Raw genomic sequence first — 12,365 nt, forward strand, 5'->3', positions numbered from 1 at the left:
ATGAGAGAGGCCGTAGTTGTGGCAACGATCCTGAAGCACGCCGTGCCCAAGGCGGAGGTGACCGCCTCCCTCGACCAGGTGCGGGAAACCGTGACCGGCGTCATCGCGGACATCCGTGAGCGCGGCGACGACGCGGTGCGCGCCTACTCCGAGAAGTTCGACAAGTGGACCCCGGAGTCCTTCCGGCTGTCCGACGAGGAGGTCGAGAAGATCGTCGCGTCGGTGCCGCAGCAGGTCATCGACGACATCCGATTCGTCCAGGACCAGGTGCGCACCTTCGCCCGCCACCAGCTGGACTCCTTGCGGGAGTTCGAGGTCGAGACCCTTCCCGGTGTGAGGCTCGGGCAGAAGCACATCCCCGTGCAGGCGGCGGGCGCCTACATCCCCGGTGGCCGCTACCCGCTCACCGCCTCCGCCCACATGACCATCGTCACCGCCAAGGTCGCGGGCGTACCGCGCGTGGTCGCCTGCACACCGCCCATCCACGGCGAGATCCCGGCCGCCACCGTGGCCGCCATGCATCTCGCGGGTGCCGACGAGATCTGGCTGCTCGGCGGAGTGCAGGCGGTGGCCGCCATGGCCGTCGGGACGGACACGATGCGGCCGGTGAACCTCATCGCCGGACCCGGCAACGCCTATGTCGCCGAGGCCAAACGGCAGCTCTTCGGGGAGATCGGCATCGACCTGTTCGCCGGACCGACCGAGATACTCGTCCTGGCCGACGACCAGGCCGACCCGTTCGTGTGCGCCGTCGACCTGCTCTCGCAGGCCGAGCACGGCCCGGACTCCCCGGCCGTCCTCATCACCACCTCCCGCGAGGTCGCCGAGAAGACGATCGCCGAGGTGGAACGCCTGCTGCCGGGCATGCCCACCCGCGACTTCGCCGGGCCCGCCTGGCGCGATCACGGACAGGTCCATGTCGTCGACACCCTCGACGAGCTGTACGCCCTCGCCGACGAGTTCGCCTTCGAGCACGTCGAGGTGCTGACCGCCGAACCACGCCTCGCGCTGGAGCGCATGACCCAGTACGGCGCCCTGTTCCTCGGCGAGGGCACGTGTGTGTCGTTCGGCGACAAGGTGATCGGCACGAACCATGTGCTGCCCACACGTGGTGCCGCGCGCTACACCGGCGGCCTGTGGGTGGGGAAGTACCTCAAGACGGTCACCTATCAGGAGGTCACCGACACCGACTCCCAGGCGCTGCTGGGCCGCTTGTGCGGGCGGGCGGCCCGTGTCGAGCTGTTCGAGGGACACGCGCGCTCCGGTGACGTACGCGCCGCGAAGGCCGCGGGTGACGAGCTGCCCTGGAACACTCCGTGACCTCGGAGCACCCCGTGACGTCGGACCGCCGCAGGGCCCTGGACGGTCGTACGGCACTGATCACGGGCGGCGGCGGACCACTGGGGCGCGCCTTCGCGCTCACCCTCGCGGACGCCGGCGCCCGGGTGATCCTGGTCGGCCGCAACGAGACGGCGCTCGCGGAGGCGGCGGCACATGTGGTCAAGGACGGTGGACAGGCCCGTACGGGAGTGTGCGACGTCTCCGACCCTTCCGCCGTCAGTGCCCTGGCCGCCCAACTCGCCGACGAGGACGTGTCGTTGCTCGTCAACAACGCCGGAGTCGCAGGACCTGTCCGGCCCCTCGTCGACATCGAGCCGGACGAGTGGGACGACGTGTTCGCCGCCAACGTCCGGGGCGTCTATCTGATGTGCCGGGCCTTCCTGCCGCCGATGCTCGCGGCCGGACGCGGCGACATCGTCAACGTCGCCTCGGTCAGCGGCAAACGCCCCCTCCTCAACCGCACCCCGTACACGGCCTCCAAGATGGCGCTGCTCGGCCTGACCCGGACCCTCGCCGGGGAGGTCGGGCCGCGCGGGATCGCGGTCAACTCCCTCTCACCGGGCCCGGTTCGGGGCCCGCGGATGGACCGCAACTTCCGGCTCACCGCGGAACTCACCGGCTGCACGGTCGCCGAGGCCGAACGCGACTTCGCCTCCCGGGCCGCCCTCGGCCGACTCGTCGAGGAGCACGAGGTCGCGCAGGCGTTGGTGGCGATGCTCGCGATGCCCGGCCTGTGCGGGGCGGACATCGACCTCTCGGCGGGGATGATCGCCCCGGCATAGCCGAACAGCGTCCGGGAAACGGTGAGGTGGACGGCCCGTGAGCCGCCCGCCTCACCGGCGTACGCACGGGCGTTGACTCCCTATGACGACTCTGTGTGACCGCCATGAAATGGTCGGCGTGATCCGAGGCATCGGACTCCCATATGCGTCTGCCGCCCGCCTATTCCCTGGTTCTCAGGGCTGCTTCACTCCCTCGTGCGCACCTTCGGTGCCGCCGCCGGGCCCGTCCGCATACCGCGTTCGACGGCCGGCCGGTCACACTGCGCAACGGCGCATCGATCCCTGGGAAGGCAAGCAATGACGCTGATCACCCGACGCTCGGTCCTGATCGCCGGTACCGCCACGGCCGGAGCCGTACTGGTGCCGGCGGTCTCCGCGACCGCCGCGCCGACGGCCAAGAAGGCTTCGGGCACCCGGATCTCGGTCGGATCCGGTGAGACGTACACGGTCGCCGCGACCACCCGCGTGAGCGAACTGACCATCGCGGCAGGCGGGAAGATCGTCGCCCCGGACGGCTCCAGCCTCTCGCTGACCGTCGACGGCGTGGAGACCGGCCAGCTGCTCACCGCCACCGGCGCCACGGCCACCCTGATCCAGGCCGGCACCTACCGGGGCGATGTGGTCCTGACCGTCGCCGCGGCCAACGAGGTGACGTACCAGACGCTCACCTTCCCGTTCCGGCAGGCGGTGTACGTCGACGGCGACGGCGTGGTCAAGGACAAGTCCGTCCTCGCGGCCGTCCTCGGCGGCAAGCTCACCGACGCCTACGCCAGAAACGTGTCGATCACCTCGACCGGCGAGTGCTTCGACGGCGTGTACGTCCGGGACGCCACCTTCACGCTCGACCGGCCCACCATCTCCCTTACTGGCAACGGCCGTTCGGACTTCGCGGGCTACGGCGCCGCAGTGGTCGGCGACGGCTCGGCCACCACGCTGGTCGTGGACGGCGCCCGGATCGACACCAGGGGAGTGGTCCGCACCGCCGTCATCGCCGACGACGGCGCCAACGTCATCGTCAAGGACTCGCTTCTCCGCACCCGCAACGGCGTACTGCCCGCCGACTACCAAGCCACCGTGGAAACGCCGTACATGGAGTCCGTGCCCTGGATGCTCGGTCTCGACGGCAATGTCCGCGCCACCAACCTGATCGGCAAGAACAGCAAGGCCACCTACCTCAACTCCACGATCTTCTCGGAGACTTGGGGCGCCCTGTCGGTCGAGGGCGGCAGCGGACTCAAACTGACCGCGATCAACAGCCACTTCGGCAACACGGGGGAGTACGGCTACGGCACCTACGCCATCGGTGACGCGACCGTGCGGGTGCTCGGCTCCCGGCTCGACGTCGGCAGCTACGCGACCATCATCGCGGGCCCGGCGGCCGTCGTGCACTACGGCGACAGCACCAGGTCCGCCGTCTCCGCGCTCAACACCGAGCTGGAACTCGGGCTGTCCAAGGGCGAGTTGGCGGCGATCCCGGTGCGCAGGACGGTCGTGGACTCCGGTCACTTCGGCTACATGTTCTTCGGGACCGGCCAACTCACCCTCGACGGCGGGACGGTGATCAACTCCGAGCGGGCCACCTTCCTCAACAAGGGCCAGCAGACCACGATCAGCGTCGACGGCTCCCAGGGCGCCCGGCTCAACCCGCGCGACGGGATCATCCTCCAGATGATCGAGCTGGACGACCCGGGCCCGGTGCCGGTCAACGGCAAGATGATGAACATCGGCGTCTACACCGAACCCACCGGCGACCCGGCGAAGGACGCGAGCTTCGACCCGACCGCCGTGCACACCACCGACGGAGCCGCCACCTTCAACTCCATAGCTTTGAAGGGCGACTTCTACAACGGCATGCGCAAGGGCAAGAACATGGTCCTCACCTTCGAGGACGCGAGCGTCGAGGGCGTCATCTCCGCGACGACGGCCAAGCACCGCGTCTCCAGCATCGACGCGTCGACCTTCTACGAGCTGGGCATCGTCACCAACACCGTGGGAGCCGCCGTCAACAACGGCGCGATCGTGCAGCTGAACAGCGGCTCGACGTGGACGGTCACCGGCACCTCGTACCTGACCCGGCTCGCCCTCGCCGCCGACGCGACCGTCAAGGCGCCCAGGGGCAAGAAGGTCACGCTGACGGTCGACGGGACGGCCACGGCCATCACGGCCGGCCAGACCTACACCGGCGCGCTCGCGCTGACCGTCGGGTAAGTCGCTTCGGAGGCGCGGTACTCACCCGAGCCGCGCCTCCGCCTCCTTGGCGATCTGCTCGAACTGCGCCGCCATGGCCTCCTGGAGAGCCTGGGCGCCCGACAACGGACGGACCATGACCGTCAACTCGTCGATCAGGCCCGCCTCGTTGACGTGGATGAAGTCGCAGCCGGTCAGCTCACGGTCGCCGACCCGCGTACGGAACACCAGCGCGTGGTCGGCGCCGTCCGGGTCGCCGATCTCCCGCTCGTACCGGAAGTCCTCGAAGACCCGGGCGACGGCGTGCAGGATCGCCGCGGTGATCGCCTTCCCGGGATACGGCTTGAACACGACGGGGCTGGTGAAGACCACATCCTCGGCCAGCAGCGCCTCGACGGCGTCCATGTCCTGCGCCTCGACCGCCTCACGGAACGCACGCATCGGCTCACCTCATAGTCAATTTGTTGAGTAGGTGTGGATGAGACTAATCAACCGCTGTTAGCGTGTCCACATGTCCCTCAAGTACGCGGTCCTCGCGGCCCTCCTGGAAGGCGAGGCCTCGGGCTACGAACTGGCCAAGACCTTCGACGTGTCGCTGGCGAACTTCTGGCCCGCGACACCGCAGCAGCTCTACCGCGAACTGGAACGCCTCGCGCAGGACGGACTGATCGAGGCGCGGGTCGTACAGCAGGAACGCAGACCCAACAAAAGGATGTTCACGCTCACCGAGGCCGGCCGGCGCGACCTCGACACCTTCGCCGCCGAGCCGCCCAGGCGACCCACCGCCATCCGAGACGAGTTCCTCATCAAGATCCAGGCCATGGACGGCACCGACCCCGCCGTCATCCGTGGACTGATCGAGGAGCGCGGGACGTGGGCGCGCGGCAAGCTGGACCGCTACGAGCGGATGCGGCACCGGCTCCTCGACGGGCGGACCGAGGAGGAGTACCTCCGGGACGCCGACCGCATCGGCCCGTACCTCACTCTGATGGCCGGGATCACCTTCGAGGAGGAGAACCTGCGCTGGTGTGAACGCGCTCTGGCGATCCTGAAGCACCGGGTTGCCCTAGGCTGACCCGGATGTTCAGCCCCGAAGGTCCCAGTCTGCGTGAACTCGCCGTCCAGGCACTGTCGTCCGTCGAGCACGGCTACGACCTGCTGGCGCCCAAGTTCGACCACACCCCCTTCCGGACACCGGCCCCGGTGCTCGACGCGGTCGCCTCGGCACTGCGGCGCATCGGGCCCTTCGACGACGGACTCGACCTGTGCTGCGGCACCGGCGCGGGCGCCGAAGCGCTGACGACGGTGTGCCGGAAGAGCGTCACCGGCGTCGACTTCAGCGCGGGCATGCTCGCGGTCGCGCGAGAGCGCGTGAAGAGCGACGAACCGAGCGTCTCGTGGGTGCGCGGTGATGCGCGGGCCCTGCCGTTCGGGGCCGACTTCGACCTGGTGGTCAGCTTCGGCGCGTTCGGCCACTTCCTGCCCCGCGAACTGCCGGGGCTGTTCGGCCAGGTCCACTCCGTGCTGCGGCCCGGCGGATGCTTCGCGTTCCCCGTCCTCGCGCCGCCGCGCCCCACCTCGCCCGCGTACTGGATGCTGTCCGGCTTCGACGCGGTGATGAAGGTCCGCAACGCCGTCTGGCGACCGCCCTTCGTCATGTACTACCGGGACTTCCAACTCGGATTCGTGCGCCGGGAGTTGGAGCGGATCGGCTTCGACGTCGAACTCCATGCCCTGCCTGAGTTCGGGCACCGCGGCGACGGCAGCCCCTGCGTCCGCACGATCGCGGCGCGACGGCTGCCGTAGCGGCTGGTGCGGGTGTCAACTCGTCGCGGATGCCGCTGACTTGATGACCTTCGTGACCAGATCGGGGTGGGAGATCATCACCACGTGCGAGGCGTCAACCACGACCGTGTGCGAACCGGCCCGCTTGGCCTCGAAGCGCTCCAGGTCGGGCGCGATCGCCCGGTCCTGCGCTGCCACGACCGCCCACGAGGGGATGTCGTGCCAGGCCGCCGCCGTGGTGACATCCGTGAACGCCGCCGCACTGATGGGGCGTTGAGAGGCCCCCAGCAGTGCGGAGGTGGACGCCGGGAGGTCGGCGGTGAACACCGCGTGGAACTTCGCCGTCTGGATGGCCAGATCGGTACCGCCGGAGCCGTCGGGCAGCGGCTGCAGCGCGTCGTTCAGCTGCGACCCGGGGAACCGCGCGGCGAGTTCGCCCAGTTGCTCGCCCTTGTCGGGCACGAAGGCCGCGACGTACACGAGCGCCTTCACACTCGGGTCGCCCGCGGTCGCCTGGGTGATCACGGCGCCGCCGTAGGAGTGTCCTACGACGACTTTCGGGCCGTCGATCGTCTTGAGGAGCGCGGAGAGGTAGGCGGCGTCCGAGGTCAGTCCGCGCAGCGGATTGGCGGGCGCCACGACGGTGTAGCCCGCCTTCTGCAGCCGTGAGGTCACGGCCGACCAGCTGGACGCGTCGGCGAACGCCCCGTGCACCAGGACCACGGTCGGCTTCGGTGCGCTGGGCCTGCCTCCGGTGGCGGGTGCCGCCGAGGCGGGGAGAGCGGTGGCCGCGAGGGCGCCGGCCGCGGCAGCCGCCCCGAGAAGTAAGGGTCTACGGGAAATCGACATGGGTCAGCTCCGGGTGAAGTCGAGGAAGGTGGTGCCGGAGTTCAGGCGTAGCGGCGCACGAACGACAGGGCGGTGTCGGCGACTTCCTGCCAGCCGTTGTCGATGGTCAGTGCGTGGCCCCGGCCCTTGATCTCGGTGATCTCGGTGACGCCCTTGTTGTGCTGCTGCTTCTTGTAGGAGGCGTTGGCGATCGACCAGGGCACGGTGTGGTCCTTCTCGCCGGAGATGATCAGGAGCGGCCCGCGATCGGGGTTCTCCGTGTCGACCTTGGCCTCGGTCCACGGGTTGAGGTTCGCCGTGGCCGCCTGGAACAGCGGGGCACCGGGCGCGGGTACGGCGTACGTCTCGTACAGCTCCCGTGCCTCCTCCTCGCTGACGGCGTTGGCGAATCCGTAGCGGAACTGGTCGTAGGTCAGGGGGACCGCGCGATTGCGGTTGGCGGGGTTGCTGAGGACCGGTGCGGAGGAGCGCAGCGCGGACACCGGCAGCGGCAGCACACCCCGGAACGGCGCCGGGTCGATCGCCACGGACACGGCGGACAGTCCGCGCCCGGCGAGGATCTGGGTGAGCAGTCCGCCGAAGGAGTGGCCGACGATGGCCGGTTTGCGGGTCAGCGTGCCGATCAACTGCGTGAGATGGTCCGCGACTTGGCCGACCGTTTTGCCCGCCATGACCTCGGGGTGCTCGTTGGCCTCCGCGACCGTCTCCGGGTCGTCGGGCCAGGACAGGGAGACTGGCGCGTACCCGGCCTGCTCGAAGTGGGCTGCCCAGCGGTCCCAACTGCTCGGCAGCAGCCACAGACCGTGGACGAAGACGACCGGCGTACGTTCGACGGCGTTCGCCTTTTCGAGCTGTTGTACGTCGATGTGGGTCATGTTCGGAAGTATGCGTCCGAGGGGGTCCTGGAGTCCGGCATACGACCGCACTTGGCGGAGGAGGACGCCATTGTCGCGGCCCGGGTGATCTCCTACGCTGAGCGGCGTGTGGCCAAGAGTGCTGTCCGGGAACGGAGTTGCGCATGCTCAGCAAGGGTGAAGCCGGCGAAGCGGTCCGCCTGGCCAAGGTGAAGACCGGTGTCACATGGGCCCAGTTGGCCGAGGCCGTCGGCCGGCCGCTCGCGTGGACCACGGCGGCGCTGCTCGGCCAGCACCCCATGACCAAGGACGAGGCAGCGACGGCCGCAGCCCTCCTCGAACTCGGCGAGGACGCCGCCCTCGCCTTCCAACTCCAGCCGACCCGGGGCGCGTTGGACGCGGCGGTTCCCGTGGACCCCACGATCTACCGGCTCTACGAGGTCATCCAGGTCTACGGCCCCACCATCAAGGAACTGATCCACGAGCAGTGCGGCGACGGCATCATGAGCGCCATCAACTTCCGCCTCGACGTCAGCCGCGTGCCCGACCCTGCCGGTGACCGAGTCGTCATCACCCTCGACGGGAAGTACCTCCAGTACCAGTGGGAGTGACCATGAGGTGCTCCTCGGCCCAGACGGCCAGCGCGGCGAGGGGGATCAGGAAGGCGTCGCCGTGCGGGGTGAGGGCGTAGGAGGAGCGCTGCGGGATGCGGGTGAGGAGACCGGCGGCGGCCAGTTCGTGCAGGCGGTCGGCGAGCATGCGGTCGCTGATGCCGGGCACCCGCTCGCGCACCTCGCCGAAGCCAGCCGGGCCCTTGGCCAGCGCGGCGAGGACCAGGCCGCTCCAGCGCCTGCCGAGCAGGGCGAACGCGTGGGTCAACGCCTCGACGGGCGGGGGAAGTTCGGGATTCGCTGAGGAGAGCTGCTTCGTCATACGGGGCTCCAGCGGCGCGGTGGCCCTACCCACCTGCGGTGCCCCGCCGCGCAGGGCTGCGGGGCGCCGCGGGCACGGTCTTCGCGCCGGTTCGACGTGATGGTGCCTGGATGTGCGGGGGCTCAGCCCATGTGGACCGGGGCAGCGCCTTCGGTGTGCTGCTGCCGGCCCGCGTCGACGGCGAACGCGGTCACGGCGGCACCGGCCACGAACACGACTCCGGCGGCGACGAAGGCCATCGTGTAGCCGTGGGTGAGAGCGTCACCCGCCTTCGAGACAAGGCCCAAGTCCCTTGTCGCCAGGCCGCGGTAGAGCGCGGAGGCCGCATGGGGCAGCTTGTCGTCGGCCGCCGAGTTCGAGATCGTCGACAGGACGGCGAGGCCCAGGGCACCACCGATCTGCTGGGCCGTGTTGAGCAGGGCCGAGGCGATACCGGTGTCCTGGTGGGCGACACCGCTCACCGCGCCCAGCGTCATCGGCACGAAGCTCATGCCCAGACCAAGAGCGGTGACGAACATTGCGGGCATCAGGTGCCCGGCGTAGGACGAGTCCGGCTCCAGGGTGGCGAACCAGAACATGCCGACCGCCGCGACCAGCAGGCCCGGTGCGGCGATCAGCCGGGGCGCGATGTGGGCGACGAGCTTGGAACTGATGCCCGCCGCCGCGGCCATGCCGAAACTGAACGGCAGATACGCGAAGCCGGTCTTGATGGGGCTGTAGCCGAGGATCAGCTGCATATAGAGCGTCAGGAAGTAGAAGAAGGCGAACATGCCGGAGCCGATGAACAGCATGGTGGCGTAACTGCCCGACCGATTACGGTCGTTGAACAGGCGCAGCGGCATCATCGGGTCCGGCGTACGGGCCTGGAGGGACAGGAACGCCACCAGCAGAACGGCGGCGACCGCGAAGCAGCCCAGTGTGAGGCCGTTGGTCCAGCCGTGCTCGCCGCCGCGCGTGATGCCGTAGACGAGGGAGATCAGACCGCCGGTCCCGGTGACGGCACCAGGGACGTCCAGGCGGCCCGGGTGGCGCTCGGCCTCGACGAGGCTGCGGGTGCCGGCGAGGACGGCGAGGCCGATGGGGATGTTGACGAAGAACACCCAGCGCCAGTCCAGCACATCGGTGAGCAGACCGCCGAGCAGCAGGCCCACCGTGGCACCGAGGCCGCCCATCGCGGCGTAGACGCCCATCGCCCGGTTGCGAGGCTTGCCCGCCGGGAAGGTGGTCGTGATCAGCGCCAGCGCGCTGGGTGCGGCGAGGGCCGCGCCGACGCCCTGGAGGATGCGCGCGCCGATCAACAGGCCCTCGTTCGGGGCGAGTCCACCGAGCAGGGACGCGAGGGTGAAGACGGCGATGCCCACCTGGAAGATCCGGCGGCGGCCGAACAGGTCCCCGGCCTTTCCGCCGAGCAGCAGCAGACCGCCGAAGGCCAGCGCGTACGAGTTGACGATCCACGCCAGATTCGCGTCGGAGACGCCGAGGTCCGTCTGGATGGCGGGCAGGGCGATATTCGTGATGGTGGCATCGAGGATGACCATCAACTGGGCCGCCGCGATGACGAAAAGGGCGAGACCGAGATGCCGGTCTCTGGGGGCGGGAGCGGAATGCTCCGGTGCCGTGGAAGTGGCGGTGGCCACGCTCTCAGCAGACATGGTTCAAGAACTCCAGGGAGTGCCGCGAACAGGGAAAGGTGAGAGTGAACGGAATCCGGTGAGAAGCGGAACACTCGCTGTGCAATCCGAGGTCGGGGCGCCGACACGGCACATCGCTCGACCTCGGGACGAGTGCTCACCGTAGCAGCGATTCACCGTCGGTCGTGACCCGACAACTCCCTTTCCGGTGTTGCCAATATCGCCCTTGACGAAGCCTCCCATGGTGTGGGCAAGGGGAATTCGGGACGCCCGTCAATTGCCCATACTTTCCGGGAAAAAGCAAACAGCTCACACGGATCGGAGGGAATTCAGCCGGGCTGCCTGGCGGGTCAGATGGTCGCGCTCGGCGAGATTGGGGGCCTTGTGTGCCGCCTCCGCGTACAGCCGGGCCGCCGTCGTCGGATCGCCGTCGCGCTCGTGGAGGTAGGCCGCCACGGCGGTGTGGCGGGGCAGCGAGTCGTCCACGGCGGCGAGTGCGGCCAGACCCGCGCGCGGGCCGTCGGCCTCGCCGACCGCCACCGCGCGGTTGAGGCGGACCACCGGGCTGTCGGTCAGGCCGGCGAGTTCGTCGTACCACTCGACGATCTGCACCCAGTCCGTCTCCTCGGCGACGGGCGCGTCCGCGTGCAGCGCCGCGATCGCGGCCTGCGCCTGGAACTCACCCAACTGGTCCCGGGCGAGGGCGAGTTGAAGGATCGTGACACCCTCGGCGATCAACGTGGTGTCCCACCGCCCGCGGTCCTGCTCGGCGAGCGGCACCAGGGTGCCGTCCGGCGTGGTCCGGGCGGCGCGGCGGGCGTGGTGGAGCAGCATGAGCGCGAGCAGGCCCGACACCTCGGGGTGGTCGATCGCGCCCGCGACCTGCCGGGTGAGTCGGATGGCCTCTGCGGCGAGGTCGACATCACCGGAGTAGCCCTCGTTGAAGACCAGGTAGAGGACGCGCAGCACGGTGGCGACATCGCCGGGCTGGTCGAGCCGCACGCCGGACACAGTGCGCTTGGCCCGGCTGATGCGCTGGGCCATCGTCGCCTCGGGCACCAGATAGGCCTGCGCGATCTGGCGCGTGGTGAGCCCGCCGACCGCGCGCAGCGTGAGCGCGACGGCCGACGACGGCGTCAACGACGGGTGTGCGCACAGGAAGTAGAGCTGGAGCGTGTCGTCCGCCGCGGGCGTGGGGCCGGGAGACGGCTCCTCGTCCACCAGGTCCTCGCGTCTACGGCGGGCGGTGTCCGCGCGCGTCGCGTCGAGGAACCGCCGCCACGCCACCGTGACGAGCCACCCCTTCGGGTCGCGCGGCGGATCGTCCGGCCAGACCCGGACCGCCTCGACCAGTGCGTCCTGTACGGCGTCCTCGGCCGCCGCGAAGTCTGCTCCGCGGCGGACGAGGATGCCGAGCACGCTCGGCGTGAGGCTCCTCAGCAGGACCTCGTTCACTTGAAAGTGCAGTCCGTGGTGGTGGAGTGGACGCCCAGGAACGGGCGCAGCTCCAGCCACTCGTGGATCGGCCTGCCACCCGCTCCGGGGGCGGCCGACAGCTCGCCGGCCAGTTCCACGGCCCGCTCGTAGCTGTCGACGTCGATGATCATCCAGCCGGCGATGACGTCCTTGGTCTCGGCGAACGGGCCGTCGGTGACCGGCGGGCGCCCTTCGCCGTCGTAGCGGACGAACGTCCCCTCGGGCGAGAGGGCCTGGCTGTCCACGTACTCGCCGGTCTTCTCCAGCCGGGCCGCGAAGTCGTTCATGTACTGGACGTGGGCCGTGATCTCCTCGGGTGTCCACTGGTCCATCGGGACGTCGTTCACGGCGGCGGGGGCGCCGCGGTAGTGCTTCAGCAGCAGGTACTTGGCCATGGTCGTTCTCCTCGGTGCCGGCACGACCCATTGTGGTCGCGTTCACCTCGGGGACGGAGCCGGGCGCGGGTTCTCGACATGGGTGAGCGGATTTCTTCGCGCGAGTTTCGCGGGCTCTGTGGGGGGAGGGCG

The 12,365-nt window shown here is 69.6% G+C and carries 13 protein-coding genes; 6 read left to right on the top strand and 7 right to left on the bottom strand.

Translation table 11 applies throughout. The features are described 5' to 3' along the window. The 3 genes from hisD (at position 1) to OC490_RS27655 (ending at position 4,331) form a co-directional block, all read left to right on the top strand. The gene (gene hisD / locus OC490_RS27645; RefSeq protein ID WP_262060719.1) at positions 1-1,320 is read left to right on the top strand and encodes a histidinol dehydrogenase; all 1,320 of its coding nucleotides are present in this window, start codon (positions 1-3) and stop codon (positions 1,318-1,320) included. Positions 1,321-1,334: 14 nt separating this feature from the next. Continuing rightward, complete coding sequence (locus OC490_RS27650; protein ID WP_262060720.1) at positions 1,335-2,123, top strand: SDR family NAD(P)-dependent oxidoreductase; 789 nt, start codon at positions 1,335-1,337, stop codon at positions 2,121-2,123. 297 nt (positions 2,124-2,420) lie between these two features. After that, a complete protein-coding gene (locus OC490_RS27655; RefSeq protein WP_262060721.1) occupies positions 2,421-4,331 on the top strand; it encodes a hypothetical protein in 1,911 nt (636 codons plus the stop codon). Between the two features lie 21 nt (positions 4,332-4,352). On the opposite strand, the gene OC490_RS27660 is transcribed toward OC490_RS27655, so the two are convergent. After that, a complete protein-coding gene (locus OC490_RS27660; protein ID WP_200708746.1) occupies positions 4,353-4,751 on the bottom strand; it encodes a nuclear transport factor 2 family protein in 399 nt (132 codons plus the stop codon). 70 nt (positions 4,752-4,821) lie between these two features. Here OC490_RS27660 and OC490_RS27665 point away from each other — a divergent pair, with 70 nt between their 5' ends. Together OC490_RS27665 and OC490_RS27670 are read left to right on the top strand one after the other, a co-directional pair. Next, positions 4,822-5,385, top strand: a complete 564-nt coding sequence (locus tag OC490_RS27665) for a PadR family transcriptional regulator (protein ID WP_262060722.1) — start codon at positions 4,822-4,824, stop codon at positions 5,383-5,385. 5 nt (positions 5,386-5,390) lie between these two features. Next, complete coding sequence (locus OC490_RS27670; RefSeq protein WP_262060723.1) at positions 5,391-6,116, top strand: class I SAM-dependent methyltransferase; 726 nt, start codon at positions 5,391-5,393, stop codon at positions 6,114-6,116. Positions 6,117-6,131: 15 nt separating this feature from the next. Here the strand turns inward: OC490_RS27670 and OC490_RS27675 are convergent, their stop codons facing one another. Continuing rightward, a complete protein-coding gene (locus OC490_RS27675) occupies positions 6,132-6,944 on the bottom strand; it encodes an alpha/beta fold hydrolase (protein ID WP_262060724.1) in 813 nt (270 codons plus the stop codon). Positions 6,945-6,985: 41 nt separating this feature from the next. Continuing rightward, positions 6,986-7,819 carry an alpha/beta hydrolase gene (locus tag OC490_RS27680; RefSeq protein WP_262060725.1) on the bottom strand — a complete coding sequence of 278 codons (834 nt, stop codon included), beginning with the start codon at positions 7,817-7,819 and terminating at the stop codon, positions 6,986-6,988. Between the two features lie 143 nt (positions 7,820-7,962). Here OC490_RS27680 and cynS point away from each other — a divergent pair, with 143 nt between their 5' ends. Then, on the top strand, positions 7,963-8,409 hold the full coding sequence (gene cynS, locus OC490_RS27685) for a cyanase (protein ID WP_200679243.1): 447 nt from the start codon (positions 7,963-7,965) through the stop codon (positions 8,407-8,409). Here the strand turns inward: cynS and OC490_RS27690 are convergent. The 4 genes from OC490_RS27690 to OC490_RS27705 all read right to left on the bottom strand — a co-directional run bounded on the left by OC490_RS27690 (position 8,369) and on the right by OC490_RS27705 (position 12,233). Beyond that, the gene (locus OC490_RS27690) at positions 8,369-8,731 is read right to left on the bottom strand and encodes a winged helix-turn-helix transcriptional regulator (protein ID WP_262060726.1); all 363 of its coding nucleotides are present in this window, start codon (positions 8,729-8,731) and stop codon (positions 8,369-8,371) included. The genes cynS and OC490_RS27690 overlap by 41 nt on opposite strands. Before the next feature lie 122 nt (positions 8,732-8,853). Next, positions 8,854-10,383 (bottom strand): MFS transporter, encoded by a 1,530-nt coding sequence (locus OC490_RS27695; protein ID WP_262060727.1) that lies wholly within the window; start codon positions 10,381-10,383, stop codon positions 8,854-8,856. 288 nt (positions 10,384-10,671) lie between these two features. Beyond that, positions 10,672-11,817, bottom strand: a complete 1,146-nt coding sequence (locus OC490_RS27700; protein ID WP_262060728.1) for an RNA polymerase sigma factor — start codon at positions 11,815-11,817, stop codon at positions 10,672-10,674. Further along, the gene (locus OC490_RS27705; RefSeq protein ID WP_262060729.1) at positions 11,814-12,233 is read right to left on the bottom strand and encodes a YciI family protein; all 420 of its coding nucleotides are present in this window, start codon (positions 12,231-12,233) and stop codon (positions 11,814-11,816) included. The genes OC490_RS27700 and OC490_RS27705 overlap by 4 nt, the downstream gene beginning before the upstream one ends. Between the last annotated feature and the right edge of the window lie 132 nt (positions 12,234-12,365).

It is taken from the genome of Streptomyces sp. STR69, from assembly GCF_024519455.1.
Classification (GTDB): domain Bacteria; phylum Actinomycetota; class Actinomycetes; order Streptomycetales; family Streptomycetaceae; genus Streptomyces.